This is a genomic window from Amycolatopsis sp. cg13 (genome assembly GCF_041346965.1).
In the GTDB taxonomy this organism is placed as follows: Bacteria; Actinomycetota; Actinomycetes; order Mycobacteriales; family Pseudonocardiaceae; genus Amycolatopsis.
The window spans coordinates 9,121,048-9,137,713 of the sequence record NZ_CP166848.1; the positions used below are offsets into that span (position 1 = coordinate 9,121,048).

Below are 16,666 nucleotides of genomic sequence, written 5' to 3' on the forward strand. Positions count from 1 at the left end.
CAGCGCTAGGGGAGCGGAGCTAGGTGGAGGACCACAAGATCGTCCAGCGGAACATCGCGCTGCAGCGGGAGTGGTACGGGGAGCCGCTGGGCGATCGGGTGCGCAGGCTGGTCGTGGCCTTCGACGTGTCGCAGGCGTTCCTGGCCGAGGTGCTGGGGATCAGCGCGCCGATGCTGAGCCAGGTGATGAGCGGGCGGCGGGCGAAGATCGGCAATCCGGTCGTGCTGGCGCGGATGATCATGCTCGAACGCAAGATCCTCGTGCCCGAGGTCGCCGCGGGCGACCGCGACGCGATGCAGGCCGCGCTCGAGGACGTGCGCGATTCGCGGCCCACCGTCGGCCGCGACAACATCCCGGTCAACTCGGACGAGAAGATCCTGCTCGCGGGCATCCGCGACGTCGCCGAGGACGAGAACCTCTTCGAGGCGGCGAAGCTGCTCGACGACGACTACCCGGCGATCGCCGACCTGCTCCGCCGCGCGGGAGCCTCGGGCCAGTAGCCGATGCGGTTGTTCTCCGCGCTGCGCCCGCCCGCTGACGTCGCGGCGGAAATCGACGGCGCGCTCGGCGCCCGGGACCGGCAGCTGCGCTGGTCCGACCCGGCCGGCTGGCACATCACGCTGGCCTTTTACGGCGAGGTCGACCCGGCCGAATGCGGCTCCTTCCTCGACCGGACGCTGGACGGCCGAAAATCCGTTGACGTCCGGCTCTGGAGTTCGGGAACATTTCCGGGAGTGCTGTGGTTGGGAGTGGCGGGGGAGGACCTGGCCGACCTGGCCGCGGCCGCGGGCTGCGAAGAAGACCGCCCGTACCGGCCGCACCTGACGCTGGCGCGGTGCTCGCGCACGCAGCCGCCCACCGAGTGGACGGAACGGCTCGCGGGCTTCCGCAGCCGCGTCTGGTCCGCGGACCGGGTGGAGCTGATGGGCGGCGGCAGCCCGTACCGCACGCTGCGGACTTGGCCTCTGCGGCGCGGGTGAGGCTGTGCTGCCCAGCTAGCCGTACGCGCCTGAAGCCGCAGTTCAACCGGCTGGTAACCTCAGCAACCGGGTCCGGCTGCAGTCCGTGGCGGCCGCGACCGTCTCACCCGGCCGCGTGGCGCGGTGCGGGCCTCACGGCACTAGATGCACAAGGAGCACCACCAGTGGCGCTGTCCACCGATGAGAAGAAGACGATCCTCGCCGAGTACGGCCTGCACGACTCGGACACCGGATCCCCCGAGGCCCAGGTCGCGCTGCTGACCAAGCGGATCATCGGCCTCACCGAACACCTGAAGACCCACAAGCACGACCACCACTCCCGTCGCGGTCTCCTGCTGCTGGTCGGCCGTCGCCGCCGGCTGCTGAACTACACGGAAAAGGTGGACGTGGCGCGGTACCGGGACCTGATCAAGCGTCTCGGCCTGCGCCGATAGCGTGCTGACGAGGGGGAGCGGCTTCGGCCGCTCCCCCTCGCCGCAAGCACACCCCCCACACGGCGCGAGCGCGCTGGAGGAACGATCTCGCCGGTCCTCGGTAGTGGTTCCCGGGCAACGGACCCGGGGGCTTCGATCGAAGACCGGCCTCACACCTCCTCGAGCGTCCTCGGGCGAACCGGGTCCCACAGTGGGAGACTCTCGCCGTACGAAGGAACCAAAGAGGAGATTGACCATATGACCGACTCCACCGGAGTCACCGTGTTCGAGACCGAAGCCGTTCTGGACAACGGCCGGTTCGGCACCCGCACCGTCCGGTTCGAGACCGGCCGGCTCGCCAAGCAGGCCGCCGGCGCCGTCGTCGCGTACCTGGACGAAGAGACCATGCTGCTGTCGGCGACCACGGCGTCGAAGCACCCGAAGGAGCACTTCGACTTCTTCCCGCTGACCGTGGACGTCGAGGAGCGGATGTACGCCGCCGGCCGCATCCCGGGCGCGTTCTTCCGCCGCGAGGGCCGCCCGTCGACCGACGCGATCCTCACCGCCCGCCTGATCGACCGCCCGCTGCGCCCGTCCTTCGCCGACGGCCTCCGCAACGAGATCCAGGTCGTCATCACCGTCCAGAGCCTCAACCCGGACGACCCGTACGACGTGCTGGCGATCAACGCCGCGTCGGCCTCCACCCAGATCGCCGGCCTGCCGTTCTCCGGCCCGGTCGGCGGCGTGCGCGTCGCGCTGATCGAGGGCCAGTGGGTCGCGTTCCCGACCTGGCCGCAGCTCGAGAAGGCCACCTTCAACATGGTCGTGGCCGGCCGCATCGTCGGAGACGACGTCGCGATCATGATGGTCGAGGCCGAGGGCACCGAGAACACGCTCGACCTGATCGCCGACGGCGGCACCGCGCCGGACGAGGTCACCGTCGCGCAGGGCCTCGAGGCCGCGAAGCCGTTCATCCGCGTGCTGTGCGAGGCGCAGCAGCGCCTGGCCGCCGACGCCGCCAAGCCGACCGGCGACTTCCCGGTGTACCCGGCCTACCAGCCCGACATCTACGAGGCCGTCGCCGCGATCGCGTCCGACGAGCTCGCCAAGGCGCTGCAGATCGCCGGCAAGCAGGAGCGCGACGCCGCGACCGACGAGGTCAAGGCCGCCGTCCTGGAGAAGCTCGGCCTCGGCGAGGGCGAAGCCTTCGAGGGCCGCGACAAGGAGGTCGGCGGTGCGTTCAAGGCGCTGACCAAGAAGATCATGCGCACCCGCGTCCTCACCGAGAAGATCCGGATGGACGGCCGCGGCCTGACCGACATCCGCCAGCTCTCGGCCGAGGTCGCCGTGATCCCGCGGGCGCACGGTTCGGCGCTGTTCGAGCGCGGCGAGACCCAGATCCTGGGCGTCACCACGCTGAACATGCTCCGCATGGAGCAGCAGATCGACTCGCTCTCCCCGGAGACGACGAAGCGCTACCTGCACCACTACAACTTCCCGCCGTTCTCCACCGGCGAGACCGGCCGCGTCGGTTCGCCGAAGCGGCGCGAGATCGGCCACGGCATGCTCGCCGAGCGCGCCCTGGTCCCGGTGCTGCCGAAGCGGGACGAGTTCCCGTACGCGATCCGCCAGGTCTCCGAGGCGCTGGGCTCCAACGGCTCGACCTCGATGGGCTCGGTCTGCGCGTCCACCATGGGCCTGTTCAACGCCGGCGTGCCGCTGAAGGCTCCGGTGGCGGGCATCGCCATGGGCCTGGTGTCCGATGAAGTGGATGGGGAGACGCGTTATGTCGCTCTCACCGACATCTTGGGCGCCGAGGACGCGCTGGGCGACATGGACTTCAAGGTCGCCGGCACGAAGGACATCATCACCGCGCTGCAGCTGGACACCAAGCTCGACGGCATTCCGTCCGAGGTCCTCGCGGCCGCGCTGAAGCAGGCGAAGGACGCTCGCCTCACCATCCTGGAAGTCATCGCCGAGGCGATCGACGGCCCGGACGAGATGAGCCCGTACGCCCCGCGCGTGACGTCGGTGAAGATCCCGGTCGACAAGATCGGCGAGGTCATCGGGCCGAAGGGCAAGATGATCAACTCGATCACCGAGGAGACCGGCGCCGACATCTCGATCGAGGACGACGGCACGATCTACGTGGGCGCGGCCGACGGCCCGTCGGCGGAGGCGGCGATCGGCAAGATCAACGCCATCGCCAACCCGCAGCTGCCGAAGGTCGGCGAGCGCTTCCTGGGCACCGTGGTGAAGACGGCCGCGTTCGGCGCGTTCGTCTCGCTGCTGCCGGGCAAGGACGGCCTCGTGCACATCTCGAAGCTGGGCAACGGCAAGCGGATCGCGAAGGTCGAGGACGTCGTGAACGTCGGCGACAAGATCCGCGTCGAGATCGCCGACATCGACAACCGCGGCAAGATCAGCCTGATCGTGGTCAAGGAAGAGGACGCCGCGAAGCCCGCCGAAGGCGACGCCGCTCCGGCCGAGACCGCCGAAGCCAAGTAGCACCACACACCGCGAGGGCCTCCTGACCCGACCCCGGGGCAGGAGGCCCTCTGCGCATCCCAGCCTCGGCCCTCGCTTCGCCCCCTTACCTGACCCCAACGCGGGATCGCGTCGGCGTCTGGAGGAGCAGTGCGCACGGCCCCCGGGCCGGGTGCACTGCTCCTCCAGACGCCGACTTAAAGGCGATCCCGCCGCGACGGCGGAGCCGGCGCCAAAAACACAGTTTTGGCGACCCTTCAACCCCGAAGGACCACACTTGGCACGGCAGGTTTCCGGGCACGAGCAGCCCGTCGGCACCACCCGTACGCTCGAGTCCACTTCGGACGGTGCGGTAGTCAAGCGAAGTGTTTTGCCCGGCGGCTTGCGGGTAATCACCGAGCACGTCCCAGCGTCTCGCTCGGCGACGGTCGGACTCTGGGTCGGCGTGGGTTCCCGTGACGAGCCGTTGGCGGTCGCCGGTGCCGCGCATTACCTGGAACACTTGCTGTTCAAGGGAACCGCCAACCGCGACGCCACCCAAATCGCCGAAGAGATCGACGCGGTAGGCGGCGAATTCAACGCCTTCACCGCCAAAGAACACACCTGCTACTACGCCCAAGTCCTGGACGCAGACCTGCCCCTAGCGCTCGACCTCGTCACCGACGTGGTCTTCGAAGCGCAGTGCACGGACCGCGACATGGACATGGAACGCAGCGTCGTCCTCGAAGAGATCGCGATGCGCGACGACGACCCCGAAGACCTGCTGCACGAAACCTTCGTAGGCGCGATCATCGGCGACCATCCGCTGGGCCGCCCGGTGCTGGGCACGGAAAAGTCCATCACCGAAATGTCGCCGTCCGCCCTGCGCGGCTTCTACCGCCGCCGCTACACCCTGCCGCGGATGGTGCTCGCGGTCGCCGGAAACGTCGAACACGGCCAGGTTTTGCGGCTGGTGAAGCGGGCGCTGCGTGACCGCCTGGGAGGCACCGCGATCCCGGTCGCGCCCCGATCCGGTCGCGCGCGACTGAAGACCGTGCCGAAGCTGGCCCTGCACCCGGACGACACCGAACAAGCCCACGTGATGCTCGGCTTCCGCGCGCTCCCGCGGCACGACGAGCGCCGGTTCACCCTGTCCGTGCTCAACGCCGCGCTCGGCGGCGGCATGAGTTCCCGGCTGTTCCAGGAGATCCGCGAACGCCGGGGCCTCGCGTACCAGGTGTATTCGTCGGTGGCGAGCTACGCCGATCTCGGGCACATGTCGGTGTACGCCGGCTGCCAGCCGGAGCGGCTGGGCCAGGTCGCGGGCGTGATCCGCGAGGTGCTCGACTCGGTCGCCGCGGACGGGCTGTCCGACGCCGAGGTCGCGCGCGCCAAGGGGCAGCTGCGCGGCGGGCTCGTGCTGGGCCTGGAGGACACGTCGTCGCGGATGTCGCGGATCGGCAAGAACGAGCTGAACTACGCCCGGTACCTGGGCGTCGACGACACGATCGCGCGGATCGACGCGGTCACGACCGAAGAGGTGTGTGCGCTCGCTCGCACTCTGCTGCGGCGCCCCGGCGGGGTGTCGTCCGCGGCGGTGGTGGGGCCGTACGCTCACTCCGACGACCTGCCGGACGATCTGCACGAGGTGATCGCGTCATGACCGAGTCCCCGATCCGCGTCGGCGTGCTGGGCGCACGCGGCCGCATGGGCGCCACCGTGGTGAAAGCCGTGGAAGGCGCCGCGGACCAGGAACTGGTGGCCGCGCTGGACGCGGGCGACGATTTCGCCCCGCTGGAAAAAGCCCAGGTGGTCGTGGACTTCACGCACCCGGACGCGGTGATGGACAACCTGCGCTGGCTGATCGCGCACGACCTGCACGCGGTCGTCGGCACCACCGGCTTCAGCGAGGAACGGCTCACCGAACTGCGCGGGCTGCTGGCGGACAAGCCGCAGCTGGGCGTGCTGATCGCGCCGAACTTCGCGCTGGGCGCGGTGCTGGCGATGCGGTTCGCGGCGCAGGCGGCGAAGTTCTACGCCTCGGCCGAGATCATCGAACTGCACCACAACCGCAAGGCCGACGCCCCGTCCGGTACCGCCGCGCACACCGCGCGGATGATCGCCGCCGCACGGGCCGAAGCCGGGGTCACTCCCGGGCCCGACGCCACAACGTCCGAATTGGACGGTGCCCGCGGCGCCTCCGTCGAGGACGTCCACGTGCACTCGGTCCGGCTGCCGGGGTTGGTGGCGCACGAGGAAATCCTGTTCGGCGGCGAGGGCGAAACCCTGACCATCCGGCACGATTCGCTGGACCGCACGTCGTTCATGCCGGGCGTGCTGCTCGGCGTGCGCTCGGTGGTGTCGCGTCCCGGCCTGACGGTCGGCCTGGAGAACGTGCTCGACCTGTGAAAGCCCGCAATGTCGCGCTGCTGATGACGGCGGCGCTGGTGGTGTACCTGGTCCTGCTGGCGGACCGGGCCGTGGCGCTGCTCGCGACCGGGACGCCCGCCGGGATCGCGCTCGGCGTCGGCGTGTTCCTGCTGCGTGCGCGGCCTGACGGTCGGCTGGGCGTGTGAAAGCCCGCAATGTCGCGCTGCTGATGACGGCGGCGCTGGTGGTGTACCTGGTCCTGCTGGCGGACCGGGCCGTGGCGCTGCTCGCGACCGGGACGCCCGCCGGGATCGCGCTCGGCGTCGGCGTGTTCCTGCTGCCGCTGCTGGGCGTGTGGATCGTCGTCGTGACCTGGCGGTCCGGCATGCAGATCCAGCGGCTGTCGCGGCAGCTGGACGCCGAGGGCGGTCTGCCGGACGTGTCGGACCTGCCGCGCCGCCCGTCCGGCCGCGTGGACCGCGACGCCGCGGACGTGTGGTTCGACGCGCGCCGCGCGGAAGTCGAGGCGAGCCAAGAGGATTGGCGGGCCTGGTACCGGCTGGCGTACGCGTACGACATCGCGGGGGACCGGCGTCGGGCTCGGGCGACGATGCGCAAGGCGATCGAGCTGGAAGCCGCGGAGCGCAAGTAGCGCCTCGGGTTACTGCAGCCAACCGGCGAACAGCGCGGGCGAAGCCGCCAGCAAACTGAACCGCACCCACCGTCCCGCGAGCCCCGCCGCGAGGAACGTCGACAGCCGCATCCGGACCATCCCGGCGAGCACGCTCGTGGCCATGAACGGCGGCAGCCCGACGAGCGAGCTGATCCCGTAGGTGCCGGTCATCCAGTGCGGATGGCGCTGGCACCGCTCGCGCAGCGCCTCGACCTTGCTGCGGATCACCTTGGTGCGCAGCTGCCACCGGACCCGTCGCGGAGTCAGCGGCCGTTCGCGATGCAGCCGGTCGTGCAGGAACTTCGGCAGCCGGATCGAGCCGCGGGCGGCCAGGTAGTACAGCAGTTTCCCGGCGATCTGCCCGACCGCGACCGCGCCGCCCAGCCACAGCCAGTGCACGCTGTGCTGGCTCGCGCACAGGCCGATGACGAAGAGCTCGGCGTTGATCAGCGGCACGATCGCCGAGCCGAAGGCGACGCCCAGAGTCAGGAACACCCATCCCATAGCGTCACCCCTTTCGTGGCTCGGCTCACTCCAAGCTATCAGCCATCACGAAAAGATCACGGGGGCTAACCCCACTCTTTCCCCTGGCGCCAACCCCAGAAGATCACCTGGCCGACCGGTCTCGGACACCTTCCGCTGCCAGGATCGGACCCGTGCCTGAGGTGCCGATCGCCGACCGTTTCGCCCGACTGTGCGAGGCGGTCGTCCGCATCCTGCCGTTCGGATTGTCCCGGATCGTCGCGCCGAGCTTCCTCGGTTTCGCGGTGATCAACGGCTTCACGTTCGGCGTCGACCTGTTGCTGCTGACGCTGTTCCATGGCGGGCTCAAGTGGCCGGTGTGGCTGTCGATCAGCGTCGCGTACGTGGTCGCGTTCGGGCTGAGTTTCGTGCTGAACCGCGCGCTGAACTTCCGTTCGCACGCGCCGGTGGGCCGCCAGGCGGTGCTGTACGTGGTGGCGATCGCGGTGAACTACGCGGCGTTCCTGCTCGGCCTCGGCGCGGGATTGACGGCGCTGGGCGTGGAATACCACCTGTCGCGGCTGATCGCCGGGGCGTGCGAGGGCGTGTTCATGTACTCGGTGATGCGCTGGGTGGTTTTCGCGAAGCGCGAAGAGCCGGTCAGTGTGTGAGTTCTAGTTCCAGCGTGCCGGTGAGCCGGACTTCGCGCAGCGTTCCGCGGCCGGTGTCGAGGGTGCGGACGGTCCCGTCGGGGGACCAGCCGGCGCGACGGTAGAAGCCAAGCGTCGCGTGGTCGGACTGCGCGACCCAGGTGATGCCGCGGTTCAGGCCGTTCGCGCGCAGATCGGCGGCGGCGGTCGCGAGCAGTCGCCCGGCGTGCCCGCGACGGCCCCAGCGCGGTTCGACCACCAGCGACGCGATCAGCCCGGGCGCGTCGTCGGCAGGTGACCCGTCGGCCGCGGCGGCTTCGTCCTGCGGGGCCGGCCCCGCGACGCAGTAGCCGACCGTGAACGAGCCCTCGGTGGCCAGGTAGACGCGGGAATCGGGGTACTCGATCGTCTCCGCCCAGGTGCCTTCGAGGTCGGCCTTCTCAAACTCGTCGATGGCCTCGGCGCCCAGGAGGTCGGCATAGGCCGCCCGCCAGGTCAGCCGCTGGATGCGGGCGATCTCCGCGGCGTCGGACGGGTTCGCGGGACGGACTTCGGCGGCACTCACGCGGGCAATGTACCGAAACTGTCGGGGGTGGCTGGCACCATGGCGGAATCATGCAGACGATCAGCCTTTCCGCAGCCCGCCGCACCGCTCTGGCCGCGCAGGGGTTCGCCGACCCCCGGCCCGCTTCGCCCCCGACCCGGCGGCACCTCGCCAAGGTGCTGTCGCGGGTCCAGCTGCTGCAGCTGGACTCGGTCAACGTCGCCGTGCGCGCGCACTACATGCCGCTGTTCTCGCGCCTGGGCGGATACGACCCTGCGCTGGTCGACGACGCCGCGTGGAGCCACCGCGCGAAACGGCCGCGGCTGCTGGTCGAGTCGTGGGCGCACGAGGCGAGCCTGCTGCCGATCGAGGACTGGCCGCTGCTGAAGTCCGGCGCGAAACGGGACGGCTGGTGGCGGAACTACACGCGGGTGGTCGACACGGTGCCCGGCCTGCTCGACGACGTGCTGGCGGTCGTCAAGGAACAGGGCCCGATCGGAGCCGGGGCGATCGAAAAGGCGCTGGAAACCGAAGCGGTCCGGCGCGGGCCGGGGGCGTGGTGGGAACGCTCGGTGGTGAAGAAGGCCTGCGAGTACCTGTTCGGCGTCGGCCAGCTGAGCACCGGCACCCGGCGGTCGTTCGAGCGGCTGTACGACCTGACGGAGCGAGTGGTGCCGCCGGAGATCTTGTCCCGCAAGGTTTCCGCGGAGGAAGGCGCCCGCGGCCTGATCGACCGTTCGGCGCGAGCTCTGGGCGTGGCAACGGAAACCGACCTGCGCGACTACTACCGCCTCGGCCCGGATGTCTCAAGGAAAGCCGTCCAGGAGCTGGTCGAGGAAGGCGTCCTGGAGCCAGTCCAGGTGGACGACTGGCGCGCGGTCGCCTACCGGCACGTCGACGCGCGCACGCCGCGGGCAGTGTCCGGACGGGCTTTGCTGTGCCCGTTCGACCCGCTGATCTGGGAGCGCGCGCGGACGGAGCGGCTGTTCGGATTCCGGTACCGCATCGAGATTTACGTGCCGGAACCCAAGCGGGTGCACGGGTATTACGTGTTCCCGTTCCTGCTTGACGGTGCGCTTTCGGGCCGGGTGGACCTGAAATCCGACCGGGCGGCCGGGGTCCTGCGGGTGCAGGGCGCGTTCGCCGAGCCAGGTGTCGACCAGGCGCGGGTGGCGGCGGAACTGGCCGGGGAACTGCGGACGATGGCGGAATGGCAAGGGCTGGACGGCGTCGTGGTGGGGGAGCGAGGTGATCTGGCCCGGGCGTTGCGGCGCGCGGTGAAGTGAGGGGAGGTTCGTGATTGCTTACGCCGGTGAGAACCGGCATCAACACTCACATCGCGCAGAGGTCCTGCGGCGAGGGCTGGGGTTTGGGCCGCGCAGAAGTTCTTGCGGCGGTTGTGGCTTGGCGCGCCGGGATCCGCGCTGAGGCGGACTGTCTTGGGGTTCGGGAGTCCGCGCTGAGGTGCCTTGTCTTGGCGTGAGGTGATCCGCGCTGGGATGCCTTGTCTTGGCGCGTGGGAAGCCGCGCGGAGGCGGCTTGCCATGCCGCACGGGAACCAACGCCGAGGCATCTTGCCCTGGCGCACAAGGACTTCTCGGGCGCAGCACGAAGCGGCGGGCCACCCGGAATGTCTCCGGTGCGGCCCGCCGCCTCCCCCTTGCATCCGTCTGCTCGGCGCACCCGGGGTGTGAGGTATCGGGTGTGTCGGCCAGAAGCAGACGGGATGTTCCCGCGGTCAGCCTGCCGCGCGAGTGACCACCGCGTTGCCCGTTCCGGTGCGGGCTCGGACTTTCAGCGCGACCGCGCCCTCCGGCGGCGTGTCCGAGACGTCCAGTTCGCTCGAAACCCGCCCGGCCGCCGATGCCAGTTCGACTTCCGCTCGGACTCCGCCCCGGATGCCGACTCGTACCTCGCCCGAGCCGGTGATCAGTTCGAGCGATCCGGACGCCGCGTCGGCCACCGAGAGGTCGCCGCTGCCGGTGCGGGCCATCACGTCGCCTTCGACCGCGCCCAGCCAGACGTTTCCGGTGCCGGTGCCGAGCGTCGCCGGTCCGGCGATCGACGCCGCTTCGACCGAGCCGCTTCCGCTCCGCAGTTGCAACCCGGCCAGGGTCGGGCCGAGTTTCACGGCTCCGGTTCCGGTCCGGATGGTGGCCGCGCCGTCCGCGCGTTCCAGCGACACTTCGCCGGACCCGGTGAGGATGTCCGCGCGGCCCGCGGCACCGGTCACCTTGACGTCCGCCGATCCCGCGCGCACCTCGAGATGCGACCCGGCCGGTGCGTGGACGGTCACCGACACCGGCACATTCCGCAGCTGCCACGCCTTCGCGGCCCGCACGACGACCCGGTTGCCGGTCTTCTCGATCCGCGCCTGCCGCACCGCGTCGGCGACCGAGAACTCCGGCAGGCCGCCGAGCTGGTCCCCGAACTTCTCGCCGACCCACGACAGCAGGCTGCTGACGCCGTTCACCCACGACGGCTGCTCGCCCGCGTCGTGCTGCAGCCGCACGGTCACCCCGGACTCCCGCCCGAGCACGACCTCGACCCGCCCGATCGTGACGCCCAGGTCCAGCTCGACCGGACCGTCCGCCTCGAAGTCTTGCAGCCGCACGTACGGACCCGGTTCCGCGGAATCCGAGCCGCCGCCTTCCGGAGCGGACTCAGAGCTGGCAGACGCAGCCCCCGCCTCGCGCGAAGCGGTTCCAGCAGCCTCGGAAACAGACTCGGACCCGCTGCCCGCATCGCTCGCCGAGGCTTCCCCCGCCGCAGTTCCCGCGGACTCCGGCCCCGCAGAGGTTCCGCCTGCCGCGGTCTCCGCCGCGGCCCCGCTCGGCGCAGCCCCGGTCCCCGCATCCGCAGACGTTCCGTCTGCGGCGGCCCCGCTGGGTGCAGCCCCGGTCCCCGCAGCGTTCCCGCTCGCGGCGGACGAGGCTCCGCCCGGAGCATCCGCCCCGGCAGAGGTTCCGCCCGCCGAAGCACCGCCTGCCGCAGCCCCGGCTCCGCCCGCGGCCGCAGCCTCTGTCCCCGCAGCAGTCCCGCTCGCGGCGGACTCAGCTCCGCCCGCTGCCGCAGCAGAGGTTCCGCCCGCCGAAGCCCCAGCATCGCCCCCGACGCCGGACCCGGCCGCGCTCCCGAACCCGGGTTCCCCAACCCGGCCTTCGGTGTTCTTCCCCTGGTCTCCCCGGTTCTCGCCCATGGTGATGCCCCCTTCTAGCCTTCGACCCAGCCGTGCAGCTTGGTCTCCGTGCGGCCCCCGCCGCTGCCGCTGTCCTGCCAGCGCTGGTGCCGTTGCTGGTGCTGCTGCGCCTGGCCGAGCGCCCCCTGCACGGCCTGCGCCACGAACGTGTTCAGCGAAACTCCCTGCGCGGCCGCCGCCTGTTCGGCCTGGCCCTTGATCTGCTCGACCAGCCGCAGGGTGATCCGCGAGATGTCGCCGCCGTCGATGGGAGGCGCGGGAGGAGGCGGCGGGGGAGGCGCGGAAGAAGAACGCTCCTCGCCGCCGGTCACGACCACGCGCACGTCCCGGCCGTTCAGGCGGACGTCCACGACCTGGCCGGGCAGGGCGGCGGTCACCTCGGCCGCGAGGTCGGCCAGCGCGTTCATCAGCGTGAGCCGGACGGCCGGCTCCAGAGCAGACGACAGCAGTGCGGCCGCCCGCCGGGTCTGCTCGTCCCCGGCGGAGGCCGTGTTCGCGAGGTCTTCGCGAAGGTTCGCGATATACGGCGTCAAGTCCATGACACCACTATGGCGTCACCAATGACGTCACGTCAAGGCGCGGTGATGTCACCGGTGCCGCCTGGTTAGGCTGGCGGAGCCGACATGAGGGGAGCGAGACCGGTGCCGCCCAAGGTGCAGCTGATCGCGAAAACCGAGTTCTTCCCGCCCGAGGACGTGCCCTGGTCCACCGACGCAGACGGAGGCGAAGCGCTCGCCGAGTTCGCCGGCCGCGCCTGCTACCAGTCCTGGGAGAAGCCGAATCCGGCGACCGCGACCAACGCCGGCTACCTCGAGCACGTCATCGACGTCGGCCACCTGGCCGTGCTGGAGCACGGGTCGGTCACCTTCTACCTGTCCGGGATCTCCCGCTCGCTTACCCACGAGCTGATCCGGCACCGGCATTTCTCCTACTCGCAACTGTCGCGGCGCTACGTCCCGGAGAGCGACGCCGAGTTCGTCGAGCCGGACGTCATCGCGCAAGACCCGGTGCTGCACGAGAAATTCGTCAAGGCCACCCAGGCCAGCGCCGCCGCGTACGACGAGTTGCTCGCCGGGCTGGAGGAGAAGTTCGCGGACACGCCGAGCGCCACGCTGCGCCGCAAGCAGGCGCGCCAGGCGGCCCGCGCCGTGTTGCCGAACGCCACCGAAACCCGCATCGTCGTCACCGGGAATTACCGCGCCTGGCGGCATTTCATCGCGATGCGCGCCACCGAACACGCGGACGTCGAGATCCGTTCGCTGGCCATCGAATGCCTGCGGCAGCTGCACAAGGCGGCGGCCAACGTGTTCGCCGACTTCACGATTTCGACCCTGCCCGACGGCACCGAGATCGCCTCGAGCCCGAAAGTGCTGGAAGGCTGACAACGCACTGATGAAACACCTGACGATCGACCTCCGCCCCGGCCCCTACTCGGTCGTGCGGCTGCCCGCCGACGCCGCGGTCCCCGCAGAGCTGCTGGAGCCCGGCGAGCCCGCGCTCGTGTCGGTGACCCGCACGCCCGACGAGCTGTCGGTGATCTGCCCGACCGGCCGTGAACCCGAGGGCGGCACCGTCGAGGACGGCTGGCGGCTGTTCACCGTCCGCGGGCCGCTGGAATTCACCCTCACCGGCATCATTTCCGCGCTCGCGTCGGAGCTGGCGGCGGCGGGCGTCGCGCTGTTCTCGCTGTCCACTTTCGACACCGACCACATCCTGGTGCGCTCGGACGACCTCGACCGCGCCGTGGCCGCGTTCCGCGAAGCCGGCCACGAAGTGCTCCTGCCCGCCTGACAAAGGTCCGTGAAGGACTGGGGTTTGTGGTCGTGAGGGGAACCCTGAGGGAATCAGATTCCCTCAGGGTTCCCCTCACGACCTCCGCAAGCCAGTCACGTGGCGACAAGTCGGCGTGGCGCAGCACACCCTTGCCCGGCAAAGTTCGGCATGCCTAAACTTTGAGTTGGGGCGACCGATATCAGGGAGTGGGCGTACATGGCGGTGGCGGAAGCGGCACGTCCGCGCGGCGTGGCCCGGCTGCGGGCCGGCGCGGCGCTGCTCGGGCCCGCGTTCGTCGCCGCGATCGCATACGTCGACCCGGGCAATGTCGCGGCCAACGTCAGCGCCGGCGCGCGCTACGGCTACCTGCTGGTCTGGGTGATCGTCGCGGCGAACCTGATGGCCGTGCTGGTGCAGTACCTGTCGGCGAAGCTCGGTCTCGTCACCGGCCAGTCGCTGCCCGAAGCGCTGCGCGACCGACTGTCCAGCCGGGCGCGGCTCGCGTACTGGGCGCAGGCCGAGATCGTCGCGATCGCCACCGACCTGGCCGAGGTCGTCGGCGGCGCGATCGCGCTCAACCTCCTTTTCGGACTCCCGCTCGTCGCGGGCGGGCTGATCACCGGTCTCGTGTCGCTGGTGCTGCTCGCGGTGCAGGACCGCGGCGGCCAGCGCCCGTTCGAACGCGTCGTGACCGGCCTGCTGGTGGTGATCGCGGTCGGGTTCCTGGCGAGCCTGTTCATCGAACCGCCGTCGGCCGCCGGGATCGCGCACGGCCTGGTGCCGCGGTTCAGCGGCGGCGACAGCGTCCTGATCGCGGCCGCGATGCTCGGCGCGACGGTGATGCCGCACGCGGTGTACCTCCACTCCGGACTCGTCCGCGACCGGCACGGCAAACCCGCACCCGAGCGGCGCAGGCGGCTGCTGCGGGCGACCCGGTACGACGTCGGGTTCGCGATGCTGCTCGCCGGCGCGGTGAACCTCGGCATGCTGCTCGTAGCGGTGACGAATCTCCAAGGCCAGCAAGGCGTCGACACCATCGAAGGCGCGCACGGGGCAGTCGCCGCCGCGCTCGGACCGGGCGTCGCGCTGCTGTTCGCGATCGGGTTGCTCGCTTCCGGACTGGCGTCGACGTCAGTGGGTGCGTACGCGGGCGCGATGATCATGCAAGGCTTGCTGCGCAAGAGGATCCCGATCGTGGTGCGCCGGCTCGTCACGCTCACTCCGGCGATTGTCGTGCTGGCGCTGGGCGCCGATCCGAGCGCGGCGCTGGTGGTGTCGCAGGTGGTGCTGTCGTTCGGCATCCCGTTCGCGCTGGTGCCGCTGATCCGGCTCACCGCCGACCGCGGGCTCATGGGCGCGGACGCCAACCGGCGGACCACCACGGTGCTCGCCTCGGTCGTCGCCGCGGTGATCATCCTGCTCAACGTCGTGCTGATCGTGCTCACCTTCGGCGGCTGAGACAGTCCTAACCGGACGGAACCGGCAGGGCTGCCGGACGGTCCGACTAGCATCTGCGCGAAGCCGACCGAGGAGCCCGACCCCGTGACCGATGAACAGACCCGCCCGCACGACCCGAACCGCACGGCCCCCGCCGGCCGCGTGGTGGCCGGCCGCTACCTGCTGCTCGGCGAACTGGGCCGCGGCGGCATGGGCATCGTGTGGCGCGCGCAGGACCAGGTGATCGGACGGCAGGTCGCGATTAAAGAGCTGCGGCTGCCCGAAGCTGAAGGCGCCGCGGTGTTTTCCGAGCGGATCCTGCGCGAAGTGCGGGCAGGCGGGCGGCTCAACGACCCCGCCGTCGTGACGGTGTACGACGTGGTCACCGACCAGGGCACCACCTGGATCGTGATGGAGCTGGTCGAAGCGCCCACCCTCGCCGATCTGGTGCGCACGCACGGCCCGATGCCCGAACAACAGGCGGCGATGATCGGGGAGCGGGTGCTGTCCGCGCTGCAGGCCGCGCACGCCGCCGGGATCGTGCACCGCGACGTCAAACCGGCCAACATCATGGTCGCGCCGGACGGCCGGGTGAAGCTCACCGACTTCGGCATCGCGCACGCCATCGACGACCCGCGGCTCACCACGAGCGGGATGATCGTCGGCTCGCCCGCGTTCATGGCCCCGGAGCGGGTCGAGGGCCGCGAGGCGATGGCCGAATCGGACCTGTGGTCGCTCGGCGCGACGCTGTACTTCGCGGTCGAGGGCATCGTCGCGTTCGAACGGCCCACCACGGCCGCGACGCTGCACGCGATCATGACCGAAGTGCCGTACCTGACCCGCGTGCAGGGCCCGCTCGGCGCGGTCATCCTCGGCCTCCTGGTGGCGAACCCGGAAGCCCGGCTCACCGCGACGCAGGCGCGGGCGCAGCTCGCGCACGCCACCGGTCCGACGCAGCGTCCGGCGACCGCCGTGCTGCCGCAGCAGGAAACCCGGGTGGGCGGGCAGCCGACCCGGATGGCCGCGAAGCCGGAGGGCAAGAGCCGCCGCGGCCTGTGGGCGGGCGCGATCGCGGTGCTGGTGGTCGCGGCGCTGGCCGGCGGGTTCTTCCTCGGCAAGCCGGTGTGGTCGCCGAAGAAGGACGCGCAGCAGGCCGACACCGTCAGCTACGGCCCGGACGGCTACCTCAAGACCCAGATCTCCTCGTACCAGATCTGCTACAACGCCGTGGTCCAGCCGGGCGTGGTGATCAGCTCGGACAACAACGTCGACTGCAAGAAGAACCACACGCTCGAGGTCTACGACGTCGCCGACCCGCTGCCGCTGGAGAGCTGGAGCGACAGCGACGCGGTCGTGGCCCCGTATCCCGGCCTGGAGGACATCAGCCGGGCCGCCGAGGCGCGTTGCGCGGCCGCGTTCCACTCCGCGGTGGTGCCGCCGCAGCAGCGCGCGGGCTTGTCGTACCGGGCGATCGTGCCGACCCAGCAGGCGTGGCAGGTCCAGCCGGACAACGACAGCAGCAGCGGCCCGAACCGCAAGATCTACTGTGTCCTGTCGCGCACCAGCAACGACCAGATCCCGGCGCAGATCACCGCCAAGGTCAAGTAGCCGCGCGAGAAGTTCCGCGCGAAGCGGCGCGGCGGCGGAAATTCTCCGAAGTTCCCGGTGGCACACCAGGTCGAGGCCGGGTTCGGCGGTT

18 protein-coding genes are annotated in these 16,666 nt (G+C 70.6%); 14 read left to right on the top strand and 4 right to left on the bottom strand.

Going from position 1 to position 16,666, the window contains the following annotated elements; translation table 11 throughout:
• The first annotated feature begins 23 nt into the window (after positions 1-23).
• The 8 genes from AB5I40_RS42710 to AB5I40_RS42745 all read left to right on the top strand — a co-directional run bounded on the left by AB5I40_RS42710 (position 24) and on the right by AB5I40_RS42745 (position 6,881).
• Complete coding sequence (locus tag AB5I40_RS42710; protein ID WP_370935883.1) at positions 24-500, top strand: XRE family transcriptional regulator; 477 nt, start codon at positions 24-26, stop codon at positions 498-500.
• A gap of 3 nt (positions 501-503) precedes the next feature.
• Entirely contained in the window at positions 504-980 is a 477-nt protein-coding gene (gene thpR, locus AB5I40_RS42715) for an RNA 2',3'-cyclic phosphodiesterase (RefSeq protein WP_370935884.1), read from the top strand.
• Positions 981-1,144: 164 nt separating this feature from the next.
• Positions 1,145-1,414, top strand: a complete 270-nt coding sequence (rpsO, locus tag AB5I40_RS42720) for a 30S ribosomal protein S15 (RefSeq protein ID WP_037812514.1) — start codon at positions 1,145-1,147, stop codon at positions 1,412-1,414.
• A 237-nt stretch (positions 1,415-1,651) separates the two neighbouring features.
• Positions 1,652-3,901: a polyribonucleotide nucleotidyltransferase gene (locus AB5I40_RS42725; RefSeq protein ID WP_370935885.1), complete on the top strand. Its 2,250-nt coding sequence runs from the start codon at positions 1,652-1,654 to the stop codon at positions 3,899-3,901.
• Between the two features lie 256 nt (positions 3,902-4,157).
• Positions 4,158-5,522 (top strand): M16 family metallopeptidase, encoded by a 1,365-nt coding sequence (locus AB5I40_RS42730; RefSeq protein ID WP_370935886.1) that lies wholly within the window; start codon positions 4,158-4,160, stop codon positions 5,520-5,522.
• Positions 5,519-6,268, top strand: a complete 750-nt coding sequence (dapB, locus tag AB5I40_RS42735) for a 4-hydroxy-tetrahydrodipicolinate reductase (RefSeq protein WP_370935887.1) — start codon at positions 5,519-5,521, stop codon at positions 6,266-6,268. The genes AB5I40_RS42730 and dapB overlap by 4 nt, the downstream gene beginning before the upstream one ends.
• Positions 6,265-6,435 carry a hypothetical protein gene (locus AB5I40_RS42740; RefSeq protein ID WP_370940738.1) on the top strand — a complete coding sequence of 57 codons (171 nt, stop codon included), beginning with the start codon at positions 6,265-6,267 and terminating at the stop codon, positions 6,433-6,435. Before dapB ends, AB5I40_RS42740 begins: the two co-directional genes overlap by 4 nt.
• Positions 6,432-6,881, top strand: a complete 450-nt coding sequence (locus AB5I40_RS42745) for a tetratricopeptide repeat protein (protein WP_370935888.1) — start codon at positions 6,432-6,434, stop codon at positions 6,879-6,881. Before AB5I40_RS42740 ends, AB5I40_RS42745 begins: the two co-directional genes overlap by 4 nt.
• Before the next feature lie 9 nt (positions 6,882-6,890).
• Here the strand turns inward: AB5I40_RS42745 and AB5I40_RS42750 are convergent, their stop codons facing one another.
• On the bottom strand, positions 6,891-7,406 hold the full coding sequence (locus AB5I40_RS42750; RefSeq protein WP_370935889.1) for a hypothetical protein: 516 nt from the start codon (positions 7,404-7,406) through the stop codon (positions 6,891-6,893).
• 152 nt (positions 7,407-7,558) lie between these two features.
• Here AB5I40_RS42750 and AB5I40_RS42755 point away from each other — a divergent pair, with 152 nt between their 5' ends.
• Positions 7,559-8,035, top strand: coding sequence for a GtrA family protein (locus AB5I40_RS42755; protein ID WP_370935890.1), 477 nt, complete (start codon positions 7,559-7,561; stop codon positions 8,033-8,035).
• Here AB5I40_RS42755 and AB5I40_RS42760 read toward each other — a convergent pair.
• Entirely contained in the window at positions 8,025-8,579 is a 555-nt protein-coding gene (locus tag AB5I40_RS42760; RefSeq protein WP_370935891.1) for an N-acetyltransferase family protein, read from the bottom strand. The genes AB5I40_RS42755 and AB5I40_RS42760 overlap by 11 nt on opposite strands.
• A 50-nt stretch (positions 8,580-8,629) precedes the next feature.
• Here AB5I40_RS42760 and AB5I40_RS42765 point away from each other — a divergent pair, with 50 nt between their 5' ends.
• Positions 8,630-9,844: a winged helix-turn-helix domain-containing protein gene (locus tag AB5I40_RS42765; protein WP_370935892.1), complete on the top strand. Its 1,215-nt coding sequence runs from the start codon at positions 8,630-8,632 to the stop codon at positions 9,842-9,844.
• A gap of 452 nt (positions 9,845-10,296) precedes the next feature.
• Here the strand turns inward: AB5I40_RS42765 and AB5I40_RS42770 are convergent, their stop codons facing one another.
• Positions 10,297-11,172 carry a DUF4097 domain-containing protein gene (locus tag AB5I40_RS42770; protein ID WP_370935893.1) on the bottom strand — a complete coding sequence of 292 codons (876 nt, stop codon included), beginning with the start codon at positions 11,170-11,172 and terminating at the stop codon, positions 10,297-10,299.
• A gap of 599 nt (positions 11,173-11,771) precedes the next feature.
• Positions 11,772-12,296, bottom strand: a complete 525-nt coding sequence (locus AB5I40_RS42775; RefSeq protein WP_370935894.1) for a toxin-antitoxin system HicB family antitoxin — start codon at positions 12,294-12,296, stop codon at positions 11,772-11,774.
• 84 nt (positions 12,297-12,380) lie between these two features.
• Between AB5I40_RS42775 and thyX the strand changes: the two genes are divergently transcribed.
• The 4 genes from thyX to AB5I40_RS42795 all read left to right on the top strand — a co-directional run bounded on the left by thyX (position 12,381) and on the right by AB5I40_RS42795 (position 16,575).
• Positions 12,381-13,139 carry an FAD-dependent thymidylate synthase gene (gene thyX / locus AB5I40_RS42780; RefSeq protein WP_370935895.1) on the top strand — a complete coding sequence of 253 codons (759 nt, stop codon included), beginning with the start codon at positions 12,381-12,383 and terminating at the stop codon, positions 13,137-13,139.
• Positions 13,140-13,149: 10 nt separating this feature from the next.
• The gene (locus AB5I40_RS42785; protein WP_336161104.1) at positions 13,150-13,548 is read left to right on the top strand and encodes an ACT domain-containing protein; all 399 of its coding nucleotides are present in this window, start codon (positions 13,150-13,152) and stop codon (positions 13,546-13,548) included.
• 198 nt (positions 13,549-13,746) lie between these two features.
• Positions 13,747-14,988, top strand: a complete 1,242-nt coding sequence (locus AB5I40_RS42790) for an Nramp family divalent metal transporter (protein ID WP_370935896.1) — start codon at positions 13,747-13,749, stop codon at positions 14,986-14,988.
• An 84-nt stretch (positions 14,989-15,072) separates the two neighbouring features.
• Entirely contained in the window at positions 15,073-16,575 is a 1,503-nt protein-coding gene (locus AB5I40_RS42795) for a serine/threonine-protein kinase (RefSeq protein ID WP_370935897.1), read from the top strand.
• Positions 16,576-16,666 lie beyond the last annotated feature (91 nt).